The sequence below is a fragment of the Pseudomonas sp. BLCC-B112 genome, assembly GCF_028550695.1.
In the GTDB taxonomy this organism is placed as follows: domain Bacteria; phylum Pseudomonadota; class Gammaproteobacteria; order Pseudomonadales; family Pseudomonadaceae; genus Aquipseudomonas; species Aquipseudomonas danubii.
Genome location: NZ_JAQQGK010000003.1, coordinates 525,179 through 541,178, shown reverse-complemented (window position 1 = coordinate 541,178; position 16,000 = coordinate 525,179). Strand labels below are relative to the sequence as shown.

Below are 16,000 nucleotides of genomic sequence, written 5' to 3'. Positions count from 1 at the left end.
GCCCTGACAGGACGGGGCTGGAAAGCTAAAGGATAATCATTCTTAATTACAGGGGCGGATTTTCCTGATAGCTTATGGCCTCTTTTTCGGGTTCACAGGGAGTTCGCCATGCTCAGCCCCCACGCTGCGCCGCAGCCTGTCCAAAGGGATTTCACCCTGCAGTTTCCCAATCCGCAGCACGCCGGCACGGCGGCGGTGGTGCCGGAAATCACCTTGTCCACCGGGACTGTGCTGATGGACAGCCAGATGTGGATGCAAGAGCCGCTCTGGCAAGGTTTGAAAATCATCCTGGTGCTCAGCGGCCAGCTCAATTGCCGGGTCGAGGGCCAGCCGGAAGTGGAAATTCGCGGCCCGACCCTGTGCGCCGTGGCCAACCAGGGCGAGCACTGCGGCGACCACCTGTTCGCCCGTGGCGTACCGGTGCGCTACACCACGGTGCAACTGGACTTCCCGTCGATCCGCAATGCCGGCCTGGAACCCGAGCGCCTGCTGGACCCGCGAGGCGGCGGGCCGATGCTGTTCTGCCAGCCGGCCAGCAAGCCACTGCTGGCCCTGGCCCAGCAAATCTTCACCTGCCCACTGCAAGGTCCGACCCGCTCCTTCTACCTGGGAGGCAAGGCCCTGGAGCTCACTGCCCTGGGGGTCGAGGGCATCCTCGCCCATGCCGAGTCCCGACCACTGCAGGACAGCCCCGGCAGCGCGGCGGACATCGAACGTATCCACGCCGCCCGGGACCTGCTGCTCAACTCATTGCAGGACTCGCCGTCGCTGTCGGAGCTGTCGCGTCAGGTGGGTCTGAATCCGCGCAAGCTCACCGCCGGCTTTCGCCAGGTGTTCGGCACCAGCGTCTATGCCTACCTGCAGGAGCAGCGCCTGGGCGAGGCTTACCGTTTGCTGGCCAGCGGCGAGACCAATGTCTCCAGCGCGGCCTATCGGGTCGGCTACAGCCCGGCGCATTTCTCCACCGCCTTTCGCAAGCGCTTCGGGGTTTCGCCCAAGTCCCTGCGCTGAGTCCGGCGCGCTTGCCCTTGACCTTGCCCCGCCGTACCGCAAACGAAAGAAATGATCGCTCAAGCCAAAGTTTTAGGCCCTAACCCATGCTCACAAATGAGATACGTTTGCATTCTCATTTAATCCCCATCACGGAGTGAAGCATGGGCACCAGCGTTGCGCACCGAAACACCTCAGGTTGGCCTGTCGATTCTGCAGTTCCTCGCCCGCCCCTGCGCCGCAGTCCGCTGGCGTGCCTGATCCACGGCCTGGCCCTGGGCCTGTCGTTGACCCAGGCTGGTAGCGCGCTGGCCGCGGACGCCGAGCGCGAGCCGCAGCAGCCGCTGACCCTGGACACCAGCGTGATCAGCGCCACCCAGGTCGACTCCCCTACTGGCCAGCAAAGCGGCTACGTGGCCAAGCGCAGCCTCAGCGGGACCAAGACCGATGCCTCGTTGAGTGAGATTCCCCAGTCGATTTCCGTGATCACCCGCGACCAGATGGATGCCCAGCAGGTGCAGTCGGTGAACGAGGCGCTGCGCTACACCGCCGGGGTGCAGGCCAATACCACCGCCGCCAGCCAGCGTTTCGACACGATCTCGATCCGCGGTTTCGACGTCACCACCGGCATGCTCCGCGATGGCCTCAAGGGCAACACCGCCCAGGCCTGGCCCAAGGTCGAAGCCTATGGCCTGGAACGCATCGATGTGCTCAAGGGCCCGGCCTCGGTGCTGTTCGGCCAGAACTCGCCCGGAGGCGTGGTCAACCAGATCAGCAAGCGCCCGCTGGAGCAGCCCTTCCATGAAGTGCAGATCCAGGGCGGCAGTTTCGACCGGGCTCAGGGTCAGTTCGACTTCAGCGGCCCGCTGGACGATGAAGGGCAGTTCCTCTACCGCCTGGTGGGCCTGGAACGTGACAGCGGCACCCAGTTCGAGCACATCAAGGACGACAAGCAGTACTTCGCGCCCTCCTTCACCTGGAAGCCCAACGACGACACCCGCCTGACCCTGCTGGCCGACTACACCCAGGATGCGTTCGGCGCGCCCAGGGTGTCCCTGCCGGCCCAAGGCACCCTGCTCGGCAACCCCAATGGCAAGCTCAAGCACAACGTCTTCCTCGATGAACCGGGGCTGGACAACGACCGCACCCAGTACTCACTGGGCTACTTGCTGGAGCAGCGTCTGAACGATGTCTGGAGCCTCAATTCCAGCGCCCGCTACGGCCACGTCAACCTGCTGACCAACACCGCCAGCGGCATGTCCCTGGCCCCGGACCTGCGCACCTTGAACCGCGCCGCCTATCGCTTCCGCATCGTCGGCGACACCTACTCCCTGGACAACAACGTCCAGGCCCGCTGGAGCCTGGGCAATACGCACATGGTGTCGCTTTTGGGGGTCGACTACCGGCGCACCCGCGAGGACTACTACCTGCGCGGCGGCGCTGCCTCGTCCATCGACATCTACAACCCGGTGCATGGCGGCGTGTTCAACCCCAGCACGCCGTTCACCAACACCGTGCAGCGCGCCGATCAGGTCGGGGTCTACGCCCAGCAGCAGTTCACCTTCGACGAGCATTGGGTGCTCAGCGTCGGTGGCCGCCAGGACCGCTCCAGCGCCCGTACCGATAACCGCATGAACGACAGCGGCAGCAAGCAGAACGACGAGAAGTTCACCTACCGCACCGGCCTGGTGTACCTGGCGGACAACGGCCTGGCGCCGTACATCAGCTACTCCACGTCCTTCGACCCGGTGCTGGGCACCAACTTCTACGGCACGCCGTACAAGCCCACCAGCGCCAAGCAATCGGAAGTGGGGGTCAAGTACCAGCCACCGGGGATCGACAGCTACATCACCCTGTCGCTGTTTGACCTGACCCAGGAAAACGTCAAGACCGCCGACCCGGCCCAACGCCTGAACACCCTGCAGACCGGCGAGGTGAACGTGCGCGGCATCGAGCTTGAAGGCAAGGCCAGCCTGGCCCGGGGCCTGGACCTGCTGGCGGCGCTGACCTACAACGACGCCGAGGTGAGCAAGAGCAACAACCCGCTGGAGAAAGGCCAGCGCCCCACCGACACCCCGGAAAAGATGGCCTCGCTGTGGGCCGACTACACCCTGCCCGAAGGCCCGCTCAGCGGCCTCGGCTTTGGTGCCGGCGTGCGCTACATCGGGTCTACCCAAGCCGATGCCGCCAACACCGTCAGCGTGCCCTCCTACACCCTGCTGGACGCGGCGGTGCACTACGACTTCGACAAGCTGATCCCGGCGGCCAAGGGCCTGCGCCTGGCGGTGAACGCCACCAACCTCACCGACAAGCGCTACTACGAAGGCTGCTCGCTGACCAATTGCAGCGCCGGTTATGACCGCAGCGTCATCGCCAGCCTGCGCTACCGCTGGTAAGCCGCCGATGCTGCCCATGCGTGAACTCTGGCTGCGGCTGCATCGCTGGCTGGCCCTGAGCCTGGGGCTGCTCCTGGCGCTACTGGGCCTGAGCGGCGCCTTGCTGGAGCTCAAGGGACCGATCCTGCGCTGGGAGGTCGGTGCAACGATGCTGCAACTGGCCCCCGGCGAGCACGGCACGCGGCTGGAACAGGACGCCTGGATCAAGGCCGCCTCCGACGCCTACCCGCAGTTGCACAAAGTCTTCGGCGCAGCCCCTCCGCGCCAGGGCTTTCTCGAATCGGACAACGTGATCGTCTTCGGTGCCCTCAAGGAGCGTCCCGGCACCGGCATCGCCATGATCGATCCCTACAACGGCGCGCCCCGGGGCTTCTTCGTCTTCGAGGACCTGTGGCTGGCCAAGCTGGTGGCGCTGCACCGCAGCCTGCTGTTGCCGCAGGCCTTGGGCTCGACCCTGGTGCTGGTGTGCGGCCTAGTGCTGCTGGGCTCCCTGGGCAGCGGCCTGTACCTGTGGTGGCCGGGCCGCCGCAGCTGGTGGAAAGCCGCCAGCCTGCGCCCCGGCAGCCAGGGCACCCGGCGCCTGCGCGAATGGCACAACATCGCCGCCGCGTGGCTGTGCCTGCCCCTGCTGCTGATCGCCGCCAGCGGTGCCTGGCTCGCGCGCCCGGAGCTGTTTGGCTGGCTCACAGCCACGCCGATGGCGGTCAAGCCGCTGTTCTCCGCCGCCCACGGGCATTTGCTGCTGGGCACACCCGGCGCCTGGCTGGCTTTTCTCTGCGGTATTTCGTTACCCCTGCTGTACATCACCGGCCTGTTGTTGTGGTGGCGCAAGCGCGTCGCTCGCCGGGCCGTTCAATCGTTCAAGGAAACCTTACATGACACACCGTGATTTCTTGCGCCGCGCCCAGCGCGGGCTCTTGCTCGGCCTGCTGCCCCTGGGCCTGCTGTGGGCCGCCACGGCCAGCGCCGCGACCCTCACCGATCTGGCCGGACGCCAGGTCCAGGTGCCGGACAAGGTCGAACACATTCTCCTGGGGGAAGGCCGGATGATCTATTCCCTGTCGCTGCTCGAAAGCCAGAATCCCTTCGCCCGTCTCGCCGGTTGGCAAGGGGACTTTCGCGGCCTCGACGTGCAGGGCTACGAGGCCTACCACAAGGCTTTCCCCGAGGCAGACAAGGTGCCGCTGGTAGGCGGCACGTCCGCCGAAACCTTCAGCGTCGAAAAGGCCCTGGCGGTGCACCCGGACCTGGCGATCATGGCCCTGAGCGGCGGCCACGGGCCGAGCCCCGACAGCGAAGCGGTGAAGCAGCTGGAAGCGGCTGGAGTGGCGGTGATCTTCGTCGACTTCAGCGACCATCCCCTGAGCAACACCGTGCCCAGCATGCGCCTGCTGGGCCAGGCCCTGGGCCGTGAACAGCAGGCCGAGGCGTTCATCGCCTTCTACCAGCAGTCCCTGGCCCGGGTCAGCGACACCCTGGCCAAGGCCGGCAAGGTCCAGCAGCCGAAGATCTTCGTCGACATGCTCGCCGGCTTGCAGGATTGCTGCGGCTCCCCGGGCACCGGCAACTTCGGCGAAATGATCAAGCTGGCGGGCGGGCGCAACATCGCCGACGGGCGCATTCCCGGGCCCATTGGCGTGCTCAACGTGGAGTACATCCTCTCCAGCGATCCGGATGTGTACGTGGCCACCGGGGTGTTCGCTGCCGGCCAGGGCGGCGTGACCCTGGGTTATTCCGCCACCCTGCAACAGGCTCGGGACAGCCTGCGCCAGGCCGCCCAGCGCCCACCGCTGAACGAGTTGCGGGCGGTGCGCGAGGGCAATGTGCATGGCCTGTGGCACATTTTCTATGACTCGCCGGAGCACCTGATCGCGGTCCAGGCCCTGGCCAAGTGGCTGCACCCGGAGCTGTTCAAGGACCTGGACCCGGACCAGACCCGCCGCGAGCTGTACCAGCGCTTCATGCCGATTCCCGCCAGCGGCGTGTTCGCTACGAGCCTGCAACCATGACCCAGGCTGCCACCGACGTGCAGGAGCGCGTTGCCTCAGGGCATTACCAAAGACGCCATGGCCGCCGGGTGCTGCTGTTGTCCGCTCTGGCCCTGGCCTTGCTGCTGTCCCTGGTCCTGGACATCACCACCGGGCCTTCGGGCATGAGCCTCTCGCGCCTGCTGCAGGTGCTCTGGGACCCGGGCTCGATGCCCCGGGTCGAAGCGGTGATCGTGTGGAACGTGCGCCTGCCCTACGCCCTGATGGCGGTGCTGGTGGGCGCCGCCCTGGCCCTGGCCGGGGCGGAGATGCAGACCGTGCTCGACAACCCCCTGGCCAGCCCCTTCACCCTCGGCGTGTCCGCCGCCGCAGCCTTTGGCGCGGCCCTGGCCATTGTCCTGGGCCTGGGTCTTCCCGGGGTGCCGGCGCAGTACCTGATCTCGGCCAATGCCTTCCTGTTTGCCCTGGCCTCGGTGGCCTTGCTCTACCTGCTGGCGCGCTGGCGTGGCTTCGGCGTGGAAAGCCTGGTGCTGTTCGGCATCGCCCTGGTGTTCGCCTTCAACGCCCTGGTGGCCCTGCTGCAGTTCGTCGCCACCCAGGACAGCCTGCAGCAACTGGTGTTCTGGACCCTGGGCAGCCTGGCCCGCGCCTCTTGGGAAAAACTTGCGGTACTGGCCCTGGCACTGCTGCTGTGCCTGCCGTTTTCCCTGCGCCAGAGCTGGGCCCTGACCGCCCTGACCCTGGGCGAGGAACGGGCCCGCAGCTTCGGCATCGACGTCGGCCGCCTGCGCCTGCTGGCGCTGCTGCGCATCAGCCTGCTGTCGGCCCTGGCGGTGTCCTTTGTCGGCACCATCGGCTTTATCGGCCTGATCGCCCCGCACATCGCCCGGCTGCTGGTGGGCGAGGACCATCGGCTGTTCCTGCCGGCCAGCGTGCTCAGCGGCGGGCTGATCCTGTCCATGGCCTCCATCGCCAGCAAGGCCCTGATCCCCGGGGTGCTGGTGCCGGTGGGCATCGTCACCGCCCTGGTGGGCATTCCGTTTTTCATGGCCATCGTCATGCGCAACCGCCGAGGTGTCCTGTGAGCCTTAACGCCCCCTCCACGCCCGGGCTGTGCACAGCCGGCCTGAACATGCATTACGGCAGCCACCAGGTACTGCGCGACGTGAGCCTGCCGCCCCTGGCCCCCGGCACCCTGACCGCGTTGATCGGCCCCAACGCGGCGGGCAAATCGACCCTGCTGCGGGGCATCGCCGGGTTGCAGAAAACCACCGGGCAGGTGCTGCTCGATGGCGTCGACCTCAACCGCCTGCCCCAGGTCGAGCGCGCGCAGCACATCGTCTACCTGCCCCAGAGCCTGCCGGAACGCACGCGCCTGTGCGCCTTCGAAGCGGTGCTCAGCGCGGCCATGGCCGGGCATCGCGGTGCCGGCTTCGCCCCCGGCCGACCCAGCGCCGCGGTGCTGCACGGGGTCGAACAGGTGCTCCGGGACCTGGACCTCACCGCCCTGGCCGACCGTCCCATCGATGCCCTCTCCGGCGGCCAGCGCCAGTTGGTGGGGCTGGCCCAGGCCCTGGTGCGCCAGCCTCGGGTACTGCTGCTGGACGAACCCACCAGCGCCCTGGACCTGTACCACCAGTGCCAGGTGGTGGAGGCCATTACCCGGGCCACCCGCGAACGCCAGTTGATCACCCTGGTGGTGGTCCACGACATCAACCTGGCCCTGGGTTTCAGCCAGCAGGTGGTGGTCCTGCACAACGGCCGTCTGGCCGCCGCCGGACCGGCCCTGGAGGTGATCAACCAACAGCTGCTGCGCGACGTCTATGGCGTCGACGGGCGGCTGGAACAGGTGCGCGGTCGACCGCTGGTGATGGTCGACGGCCGCCTGCCCTTTCACTCAGCCCTGGGATAAACCATGACCCACTCACAACAGTTGCCCCTCGACACCCTGGACACGCCCCAGGCCGCCCCGGCCTTCGACCTGCGTCCGCTGTTGGTGGCCAACCTGGCCTGCACCATGGCGATGATGGCCTTTGTCTCGCTGATCGGTCCCATCGCACGGATTCTTGGCCTGGCCACCTGGCAAGCGGGCATGGCGGTGACCGTCTCCGGGGTGATCTGGATGCTCCTGGCCCGGCCCTGGGGCCGGGCCAGTGACCGCCTGGGCCGACGGCAGATCCTGCTGCTGGGCACCGGCGGCTTCACCCTGGCCTTTCTCGCCCTGAGCCTCTTCATCGACCTGGCGCTGCACGCCCTGCCCTCGGCCATCCTGGCCTTTGCCGGGCTTCTGTTGGGACGCGGTCTGATCGGGGTCTTCTACGCGGCGATTCCAGTGGGCGGCTACGCGCTGATCGCCGACAACATCGAGCCCGAGCACCGGGCCCGGGCCATGGCCTCGCTGGGGGCGGCCAACGCTTGCGGCCTGGTCCTGGGCCCGGCGATTGCCGCGCTGCTGGCCCGCTACAGCCTCAGCCTGCCGTTCTATGTGCTGGCGCTGCTGCCGCTGCTGGGCTTCGCCTTCCTCAAAGCGCGGCTGCCGCGTCAGGAGCTGCACCTCAAGCAACCGCCCAAGTCGGTGAGCCTGACGGACCCGCGCCTGCGCCGGCCGCTGCTGGTGGCGTTCGTCTCGATGCTGTGCGTGGCCATGGCGCAGATCACCGTCGGCTTCTTCGCCCTCGACCGCCTGGGCATGGGTCCGGCGGAGGCGGCGCAGACCGCCGGTGTCGCCCTGACCCTGGTGGGGCTGGCGTTGATTGCCTCGCAACTGCTGGTGCGCAAGCTGGAGTGGCCGCCACTGCGGATGATCCGCGTCGGCGCCCTGGTGGCCGCAATGGGCTTTGCCGCGAGCATCCTCGCCGCTCACGCCTGGGTGCTGTGGCTCGGGTTCTTTGTCTCGGCCGCCGGCATGGGCTGGATCTTCCCCTCCTTCGCTGCCCTGGCCAGCAACGCAGTGGACGCTGCCGAGCAAGGCGCCACCGCCGGTTCCGTCGGTGCCGCCCAGGGCCTGGGGGTGGTGGTCGGGCCCTTGGCGGGCACCCTGATCTACGCGGTGGAGCCGCGCCTGCCCTACCTGCTGGCGGCGTTGCTGTTGTTGCTGGTGGCGTGCTGGCCTGAGGCCCAACGCCGCTGACCTTGGCGGACGAACGGCTTGGGCGGCATTCCGACATAGCGCTCGCAAAGATCTGCAAGACAAAACAGGTTCGGTGGTCGATCGCCAAGCAAGGCCCGCAGGGCCTTTTCGCAGCTTCGCCGGGGCTCAGCAGCGGCTACACATGACAAAGGCAGCGCGGTCCCTGTAGCCGCTGCCGAGCCTGTGGCGAGGCTGCGAAAAGGTCCGCAGGACCTTGCCTGGCGATCTCCCGCCGAACCTCTATCGGCCTCAAGATCGCCGCGTCTGCCAGGTCACAATGCCGTCCGTTCGCAGCCTGCGGCAGCGGCTACACGTTGCTGCGGGCCATGCGCCGCAGGGCCAGGCTGTAGAGCAGCAAGGCCAGGCCCGCCAGGGCGCCGCCCGCCAGCCCGACATAGGCAAAACCCAACTGTCCGCCGACCCAGCTGCCGAGCAACGCACCACCGCCGATGCCGATGTTGTAGATCCCGGAGAACATCGCCATCGCCACGTCGGTGGCGTCCGACGCCAGCACCAGCACCTTGGATTGCAGGGCCAGGCCGAAGCCCATGATCGCCATGCCCCAGACCACGCTCAGCACCACCAGTGACCAGACATGGCCGTTGAGGGGCAGCAGCAGGCTCAGGCACAGCGCCAGCAGGGTCACCGCCGTCAGCAGGAAGCCCTGGGGACTGTGGCGGTGCAACCAGCTGAACAGCAGCGAGCCGATGATCCCGGCACCGCCAAACACCAGCAGGATCAGGGTCACCACATCGCCCCCCAGGCCCGCCGCTACCTTGATGAACGGCTCGATGTAGCTGTAGGCGGTGAACTGCGCGGTGACCACCAGGGCCGTCAGCCCATAGATCGCCACCAGCGCCGGGCGTTTGAACAGCAGCGGCAGGCTGCGCAGGGAGCCGGAGTTCTGGCTGGGCAGCAGCGGCAAGGTGCGGATCAACCACAGCACCAGCAAGCCGGCCATGGCCGCGATCACGCCGAAAGTGGTACGCCAGCCCAGGGCCTCGCCCAGCAGGCGCCCCAGGGGAATGCCCAGGACCATGGCCAGGGAAGTGCCGGTGGCCAGCAGGCCCAGGGCCTGCACTTGCTTGCCCGGCGGCGCCAGGCGCACCGCCAGTGACGCGGTGATGGACCAGAACAGGGCATGGGCCAGGGCCACGCCGATGCGGCTGAGCATCAACAGGCCGAAGCTGTTGGCCAGGCTGGACAGCACATGGCTGACGATGAACAGCCCGAACAGCACCGTGAGCAACCGGCGCCGCTCGACGTTGCGGGTCAGCAGCATCACCGGCAGCGAGGTCAGGGACACGATCCAGGCGTAGATGGTCAGCATCAGCCCGACCCGCGCGGTAGGCAGGTCGAAGCTGGCGCCGATGGCGCTGAGCAGCCCCACCGGCACGAATTCCGTCGTGTTGAAGACAAAGGCCGCCAGCGCCAACGCGATGACCGGCTGCCAGTTACCTTGAGGTGTAGCCGCGGAGTAGCTCATGGGCGGGTCGTAATACTCTATCGATGATCGAACAGGTCCAGGACCCGATAAAAATGCACAACCCGGGCCAGGAACCATGACCGGGGGCTGCCCGCTTGCGCAGCTGGCGCGCGGTGTCGCTGCCTGTTTTTTTGCGCGACACAGGCTGGCAGGCGCCAGGTCAGTTGCCCTGCGCCGCCTCGAAGACCGTCATGGCCAGCGCCACCCCTTTGAGCAGGCGCGCCTGGGTGACCCCGTCCCGGGCCTGTACCGACAGCCCGTGCAGCACCGTAGAGTAATAATCCCCCAGGGAAGTTGCATCGGTGTGTGCCGGCAGTTCGCCGGATTGCACCGCCGTTTCCAGGCGCTGGATGATGCTCGCGGTACGGGCCCGGCGATGCTCGGCCAGCCACTCACGCACGCCGTCGTTGTCGCTGGAGCAGTTCACCGCCGAGGACACCACCATGCAGCCCTGGGGATGACCGGCCCGGGTGTAGAGCGCCACCGCCTCCTTGAGCATGCGCTCGATGGCGGCATAGGCGCTGGCTTCGCCCAGGGCCTGGTCGGCAAAACCGCCCTCGTGGCTTTCATAGAGTTCGATGGCCTCGCGAAACAGCGCCTCCTTGGAACCGAAGGCGGCGTAGATCCGCGCCGAGGCGATCCCCAGGGCCGCCACCAGATCGGCCATGGAGGTGGTTTCAAATCCACGGGCCCAGAACAGCTCGAGCGCTTGGCGCAACGCCTGGTTGCGATCGAATTCGCGGGGTCTTCCAGCCATGGGGGTCGGGTATCTCGTCAGGACAAGGAAACTGACCGGCAGGGGCCGGTCAGTGGGTTGGCGCAAGGCGCCGCGACGAAATGATATTAGATTTGCACCGGCCCCGGCCATTTTCCATGGCCCGGGACCGCCTGCCCTTTCTTCAGTCGGCGCCCTCCTGAAGAAAGGGCAGCAGGTGAGCGAGGAACTCCTCCGGCGCCTCTTCCATGATGAAGTGCCCGCAGTCGGGCACGATGGCGCCGCGCAGATCCGTGGCGTGGCCCTGCAGGGTCAGCAAGGGCGCATCGTTGGTGGCGTGCTCGGCGCCGATGGCCAGCACCGGCATTGCCAGCGGCCGCTGCGCGCGCAACTGATTCTGGCGCACGGTCTCGGGAATCGCCCGGTAGTAGGCAAAACCCGCACGCAGGCCGCCCGGCGCCGCGTAGGCCTCGATATAGACCTCGGCGGCCACCGCCTCGCGGCGATGGGACCAGTGATCGAAGATGTAATTCAGGTAGGCCCGCTCGCGTCCGGCGATCAAGGCTTCCGGCAAATCCCGCAGCTGGTTGAACATGAAGTGCCAGAGAAAGATGTTCTGCTCTGGCGCGACGAAGATCGGCGGCGCCGCCGCCAGCCCCGGGATCACTGCTTCGGTCAGCGCCAGACGCTCCACCGCCTGCGGATGATCGCTGGCCAGGGCGTAGGCGATCCACATGCCGACGTCGTGGCCGACCACGCTGTAGCGTTCGAAGCCCAACTGCCCCATCACCTGGTGCAGCACCCCGGCCACATGGCCGGTGTCGTAGCCCTGCTCCGGGCGGTCGGAGTGGCCGCTGCCCGGCGGGTCCACGGCAATGGCCTGGAAGCCCCGGGCAGCCAGGGCCTGGATAACTTCGCGCCAGGCGTACCAGGTCTGCGGCCAGCCGGGAATCAGCAGCACCGGCCGGCCCGTGCCGGCGCTGACACAGTGGATGCGCTGGCCGTCGATGCGCACATAGCGATGGGTCAGGCCGCCAGTGTCGGCCTGGGTGTTGTCGGTGAATGCAGTCATGGGGGTTCTCTTGATGAAGGGTTCAGGCAATGCCGAGCATGCGGTTGATCTGTTGGCGGTCGATCCCGGCCCCGGCGAAGTCGTCGAAGATCCGCTCGGTGACCTGGATCATGTGGCGGTTGATGAACTCGACACCTTCCCGGGCGCCGTCCTCCTGATCCTTGAGGCAGCACTCCCACTCCAGGGTCGCCCAGCCCGGGTAGTCGTATTGCGCCAGCTTGGCAAAGATCCCCTTGAAGTCGACCTGACCGTCGCCCAGGGAACGGAAGCGCCCGGCCCGCTCGACCCAGGAACTGTAGCCGCCGTAGATGCCCTGGCGGCCGCTGGGATTGAACTCGGCATCCTTGACGTGAAACATGCGGATGCGCTCGTGGTAGATGTCCAGGTAGCTCAGGTAGTCCAACTGCTGCAGCACGAAATGGCTGGGGTCGAAGAGGATGTTGCAGCGCGGGTGACGGTCGACCAATTCATAGAAGCGTTCGAAGCTGGTGCCATCGTGCAGGTCCTCGCTGGGATGGATCTCGTAGCACAGGTTGACCCCCTGCTCGTCGCACACATCGAGGATCGGCCGCCAGCGTCGCGCCAGCTCCTCGAAAGCGGCCTCGATCAAACCTTCTGGACGTTGCGGAAAGGGAAACAGATAAGGCCAGGCCAGGGACCCGGAAAAGGTGCCCATGTCACCGAGCCCCAGGCGGCGCGAGGCCTTGGCCGCCAGCTTCATCTGCTCTATGGCCCAGGCCGTTCTGGCTTGGGGATTGCCCCGCAGCGCCTGGGGCGCGAAGTTGTCGCACATTGCGTCGTAGGCCGGATGCACCGCCACCAGCTGGCCGAAGATATGGCTGGTCAGCTCACTGATCACCAGACCCTTTTGCGCCAGCTGGCCCTTGAGGTCATCGCAGTAATCCTGGCTGTCCGCCGCGGTGGCGAGGTCGAACAGACGCGCATCCCAGGCAGGAATCTGCAGTGCCTTGAAACCCAGATCAGCAGCCCACTGGGCAATGCCCGACAGGCTGTTGAAGGGGGCGGTATCGGCACTGAACTGTGCCAGGTGCAGGCTGGGGCCCTTGAGGGTTTTCATCGAATTACTCCCTATTCTTTGTTGGTCAACAAAGAATAGGGAGGCACTGTTGCCGCGTCAATCATCGGCGTGCGGAAAAGCGCTTTGAGACGAGCTGATCACCGGTAGCAGCTGGCTTGCCAGGGATGGCGCCGTTCTGCAAACGCGAACGCGCCGGGTACATGAACGGGAAGCGCATGGCGCTCTCCACACACTCGCCAGCTCGCACACGTTCAGTTGTTGGTTTCGCCTATCAATGAGTCCTGCGGGCAATAGCCTTCTACAACTGAATGAACAGCACATCATGAATGTGACTAAAGACTCAGTGAAATCAATTCATTACCCCTCAATTAATAGCCCAGCATAAAATGCAGCTCAATGATCGATAGCTTAGAAACACCACTAAGCAAAAGAACCTAGCAATAACATTGGAAAGTACAGAGAGCCGATAAATAAACTCAGGCTCCATCTCGGAAACCAGGACGCCATGAACAAAGAGCTTACATTTACCATCAAAAGCATTTGCTTCGACGAAAACTATCACCCCTCCGAAAACACCCGTATCACTACCAATTTCGCCAACTTGGCCCGTGGCAAAAGCCGCCAAGACAACTTGCGCAACACGTTGAAAATGATTGACAACCGCTTCAATGCCTTGGCGCATTGGGACAACCCCAAAGGCGATCGTTACGCTGTCGAACTTGAAATCGTTTCCGTTGAAATGGACATTGATACTGAAAACAGTGGCAACGCCATCCCTTTGATTGAAATACTGAAAACGAACATTTTCGACCGAAAGACCAATGAACGCCTGGAAGGCATTGTCGGAAACAACTTCTCCTCTTACGTACGAGATTATGACTTTAGCGTTCTGTTATTGAACCACAACAAGGACCAGCCAGAATTCAGCACTCCCGATAACTTTGGAGAGCTGCATGGAAAGCTGTTCAAGCACTTCATCCACTCAAGCGCCTACAAAGAAAACTTTAGCAAACCACCGGTTATTTGCCTCAGTGTTTCCAGCAGCCGAACCTATCATCGGACTGAGAACCAGCACCCTGTCTTGGGCTTTGAATACCAGCAGGATGAATATTCTTTAACCGATGATTACTTCAAGAAGATGGGATTGAAGGTTCGCTACTTCATGCCTGCAAACAGCGTTGCGCCTTTGGCTTTCTATTTCGTCGGCGACTTGCTCAGTGACTACACCAATCTTGAGTTGATCAGCACCATCAGCACGATGGACACCTTCCAGAAGATTTACCGCCCTGAAATCTACAATGCCAATTCTGCGGCAGGAAAATCCTATCAACCAAGTCTGAAACACCAGGATTACTCACTGACTCGTATCGTCTATGACCGAGAGGAACGTAGCCGCCTGGCTATTGAGCAGGGGCAGTTTGTTGAGGAGAACTTCATCAAGCCGTACCAGGCCATCCTTGAGCAGTGGTCCGCCCATTGCGCTCTTTGACTCATTGAAATCACAAGGCCATTGATGATGAAAAAACTGTTACCCACCTCAACTGCCGGCAGCTTGCCTAAACCCTCCTGGCTTGCACAACCTGAAACACTGTGGTCGCCCTGGAAGTTGCAAGGCGAGGAATTGGTCGAGGGCAAACACGATGCTTTACGTTTGTCACTGCAGGAACAACAACAGGCCGGTATTGATATCGTCAGTGATGGCGAACAAACGCGCCAACACTTTGTCACTACCTTTATTGAACACCTCAGCGGCGTTGATTTTGCAAAACGTGAAACCGTTAGAATTCGTGATCGCTATGATGCGAGCGTGCCAACGGTGGTGGGTGCTGTTGCTCGGCAAAAACCGGTATTTGTTGAAGATGCCAAGTTTTTACGTCAGCAAACCAAACAACCCATAAAATGGGCGCTGCCAGGCCCCATGACCATGATCGACACGCTTTATGACAGCCATTATAAAAGTCGCGAAAAACTGGCTTGGGAATTCGCCAAGATCCTCAATCAGGAAGCCCGAGAGTTAGAGGCTGCCGGTGTGGATATCATCCAGTTTGATGAGCCCGCCTTTAACGTCTTCTTTGATGAGGTGAATGATTGGGGAGTGGCCACCCTGGAAAGGGCCATTGAAGGCCTCAAGTGTGAAACGGCGGTCCATATTTGCTATGGCTACGGCATCAAGGCCAACACAGATTGGAAAAAGACTCTGGGATCAGAGTGGCGACAATATGAAGAGGCTTTCCCCAAGCTGCAAAAATCCAGTATCGATATAGTCTCGCTGGAATGTCACAACTCTCATGTCCCAATGGATCTCATTGAACTCATCAGAGGCAAAAAAGTGATGGTCGGGGCCATTGACGTGGCCTCCAACACCATTGAAACACCAGAGGAAGTGGCCAATACCCTACGCAAAGCACTGCAGTTCGTAGAGGCCGACAAACTCTATCCATGCACCAACTGTGGCATGGCGCCATTAGCTCGTGGAGTGGCAAGAGGCAAGCTAAAGGCGTTAAGCGCTGGTGCAGACATTATCCGAAGAGAACTCTCGAACCCGTGCTGAGCTGAAGCCGGAAATGCTGTGCGGGAGGATTGAAGCAGTGGATTAAAAAGTTACCGGGCTGCTTCAGGCCCTCCTCGACACTTTCGAGCAGCACCCGATATTTAGGACCCTCCATGTCACTTCCCAGAACGGCTATCGAGCCATTGAGCTTTCGCGAAGCGCTCGGGCACTACGCATCCGGTATCACGGTGATTACCTCGCAGGTTGCTGGCGAGCCGATCGGCTTTACCTGCCAGTCGTTTTATAGCGTGTCGATGAGTCCGCCACTGGTGTCATTCAGCGTCATGTCCGGCTCGGCCAGCTATCCCAAGATTCGCCAGGCGGGTCGATTCGCGGTCAATATCCTGTCCGGTGAGCAGGTCAGGATTTCCAACCAGTTCGCTCGCAAAGGCACGGACAAGTGGCATGGCGTCCAATGGCAGGAATCGCCGCTGGGTAATCCGATCATTGCCGGCAGCCTGCATTGGCTGGATTGTGAAATTCACGCCGAACACGCCGCAGGTGATCACCTGATCGTGATTGGTGAAGTGAAAGCGTTGAACCTGCAACAAGCGGCGGCTGCGCAGCCATTGCTGTATTTCAAAGGGCAGTATTGCAACCTCGCAGCCCATGGCTCGGTTTGAAGCCTTGAGC

General features: G+C 63.7%; 14 protein-coding genes. 10 read left to right on the top strand and 4 right to left on the bottom strand.

The genetic code is table 11. The features are described 5' to 3' along the window. The first annotated feature begins 108 nt into the window (after positions 1-108). From PQT43_RS11260 to PQT43_RS11230, 7 genes are all read left to right on the top strand, one after another. On the top strand, positions 109-1,011 hold the full coding sequence (locus PQT43_RS11260; protein ID WP_102863102.1) for a helix-turn-helix domain-containing protein: 903 nt from the start codon (positions 109-111) through the stop codon (positions 1,009-1,011). 143 nt (positions 1,012-1,154) lie between these two features. Then, the gene (locus PQT43_RS11255) at positions 1,155-3,386 is read left to right on the top strand and encodes a TonB-dependent siderophore receptor (RefSeq protein ID WP_272753907.1); all 2,232 of its coding nucleotides are present in this window, start codon (positions 1,155-1,157) and stop codon (positions 3,384-3,386) included. 16 nt (positions 3,387-3,402) lie between these two features. After that, positions 3,403-4,275, top strand: coding sequence for a PepSY-associated TM helix domain-containing protein (locus PQT43_RS11250; RefSeq protein ID WP_272753906.1), 873 nt, complete (start codon positions 3,403-3,405; stop codon positions 4,273-4,275). After that, positions 4,262-5,395, top strand: a complete 1,134-nt coding sequence (locus PQT43_RS11245) for an ABC transporter substrate-binding protein (RefSeq protein WP_272753904.1) — start codon at positions 4,262-4,264, stop codon at positions 5,393-5,395. The genes PQT43_RS11250 and PQT43_RS11245 overlap by 14 nt, the downstream gene beginning before the upstream one ends. Beyond that, positions 5,392-6,459, top strand: a complete 1,068-nt coding sequence (locus PQT43_RS11240; protein ID WP_272753902.1) for a FecCD family ABC transporter permease — start codon at positions 5,392-5,394, stop codon at positions 6,457-6,459. Before PQT43_RS11245 ends, PQT43_RS11240 begins: the two co-directional genes overlap by 4 nt. Then, positions 6,456-7,286 carry an ABC transporter ATP-binding protein gene (locus PQT43_RS11235; protein WP_258379482.1) on the top strand — a complete coding sequence of 277 codons (831 nt, stop codon included), beginning with the start codon at positions 6,456-6,458 and terminating at the stop codon, positions 7,284-7,286. Before PQT43_RS11240 ends, PQT43_RS11235 begins: the two co-directional genes overlap by 4 nt. A 3-nt stretch (positions 7,287-7,289) precedes the next feature. After that, positions 7,290-8,504, top strand: coding sequence for an MFS transporter (locus PQT43_RS11230; protein WP_272753900.1), 1,215 nt, complete (start codon positions 7,290-7,292; stop codon positions 8,502-8,504). Positions 8,505-8,811: 307 nt separating this feature from the next. Here the strand turns inward: PQT43_RS11230 and PQT43_RS11225 are convergent, their stop codons facing one another. The 4 genes from PQT43_RS11225 to PQT43_RS11210 all read right to left on the bottom strand — a co-directional run bounded on the left by PQT43_RS11225 (position 8,812) and on the right by PQT43_RS11210 (position 12,855). Beyond that, positions 8,812-9,990, bottom strand: coding sequence for a sugar transporter (locus tag PQT43_RS11225; protein ID WP_272753899.1), 1,179 nt, complete (start codon positions 9,988-9,990; stop codon positions 8,812-8,814). 160 nt (positions 9,991-10,150) lie between these two features. Continuing rightward, a complete protein-coding gene (locus PQT43_RS11220; RefSeq protein ID WP_272753897.1) occupies positions 10,151-10,747 on the bottom strand; it encodes a TetR/AcrR family transcriptional regulator in 597 nt (198 codons plus the stop codon). 142 nt (positions 10,748-10,889) lie between these two features. Next, entirely contained in the window at positions 10,890-11,777 is an 888-nt protein-coding gene (locus PQT43_RS11215) for an alpha/beta fold hydrolase (RefSeq protein ID WP_110596531.1), read from the bottom strand. Positions 11,778-11,799: 22 nt separating this feature from the next. After that, positions 11,800-12,855 (bottom strand): sugar phosphate isomerase/epimerase family protein, encoded by a 1,056-nt coding sequence (locus PQT43_RS11210; protein ID WP_272753894.1) that lies wholly within the window; start codon positions 12,853-12,855, stop codon positions 11,800-11,802. Positions 12,856-13,321: 466 nt separating this feature from the next. On the opposite strand from PQT43_RS11210, the gene PQT43_RS11205 reads away from it, so the two are divergent. From PQT43_RS11205 to PQT43_RS11195, 3 genes are all read left to right on the top strand, one after another. Then, a complete protein-coding gene (locus tag PQT43_RS11205; RefSeq protein WP_170004820.1) occupies positions 13,322-14,305 on the top strand; it encodes a DUF1852 domain-containing protein in 984 nt (327 codons plus the stop codon). A 27-nt stretch (positions 14,306-14,332) separates the two neighbouring features. Beyond that, complete coding sequence (locus PQT43_RS11200; protein ID WP_170004818.1) at positions 14,333-15,367, top strand: methionine synthase; 1,035 nt, start codon at positions 14,333-14,335, stop codon at positions 15,365-15,367. A 113-nt stretch (positions 15,368-15,480) separates the two neighbouring features. Further along, entirely contained in the window at positions 15,481-15,990 is a 510-nt protein-coding gene (locus PQT43_RS11195) for a flavin reductase family protein (protein WP_110596527.1), read from the top strand. Positions 15,991-16,000 lie beyond the last annotated feature (10 nt).

Bases quoted from the DNA above. Each gene is read 5' to 3' on its own strand.
- PQT43_RS11260 (WP_102863102.1), top strand. From the start codon at position 109: ATGCTCAGCCCCCACGCTGCGCCGCAGCCTGTCCAAAGGGATTTCACC.
- PQT43_RS11255 (WP_272753907.1), top strand. From the start codon at position 1,155: ATGGGCACCAGCGTTGCGCACCGAAACACCTCAGGTTGGCCTGTCGAT.
- PQT43_RS11250 (WP_272753906.1), top strand. From the start codon at position 3,403: ATGCGTGAACTCTGGCTGCGGCTGCATCGCTGGCTGGCCCTGAGCCTG.
- PQT43_RS11245 (WP_272753904.1), top strand. From the start codon at position 4,262: ATGACACACCGTGATTTCTTGCGCCGCGCCCAGCGCGGGCTCTTGCTC.
- PQT43_RS11240 (WP_272753902.1), top strand. From the start codon at position 5,392: ATGACCCAGGCTGCCACCGACGTGCAGGAGCGCGTTGCCTCAGGGCAT.
- PQT43_RS11230 (WP_272753900.1), top strand. From the start codon at position 7,290: ATGACCCACTCACAACAGTTGCCCCTCGACACCCTGGACACGCCCCAG.
- PQT43_RS11225 (WP_272753899.1), bottom strand. From the start codon at position 9,990: ATGAGCTACTCCGCGGCTACACCTCAAGGTAACTGGCAGCCGGTCATC.
- PQT43_RS11220 (WP_272753897.1), bottom strand. From the start codon at position 10,747: ATGGCTGGAAGACCCCGCGAATTCGATCGCAACCAGGCGTTGCGCCAA.
- PQT43_RS11215 (WP_110596531.1), bottom strand. From the start codon at position 11,777: ATGACTGCATTCACCGACAACACCCAGGCCGACACTGGCGGCCTGACC.
- PQT43_RS11210 (WP_272753894.1), bottom strand. From the start codon at position 12,855: ATGAAAACCCTCAAGGGCCCCAGCCTGCACCTGGCACAGTTCAGTGCC.
- PQT43_RS11205 (WP_170004820.1), top strand. From the start codon at position 13,322: ATGAACAAAGAGCTTACATTTACCATCAAAAGCATTTGCTTCGACGAA.
- PQT43_RS11200 (WP_170004818.1), top strand. From the start codon at position 14,333: ATGAAAAAACTGTTACCCACCTCAACTGCCGGCAGCTTGCCTAAACCC.
- PQT43_RS11195 (WP_110596527.1), top strand. From the start codon at position 15,481: ATGTCACTTCCCAGAACGGCTATCGAGCCATTGAGCTTTCGCGAAGCG.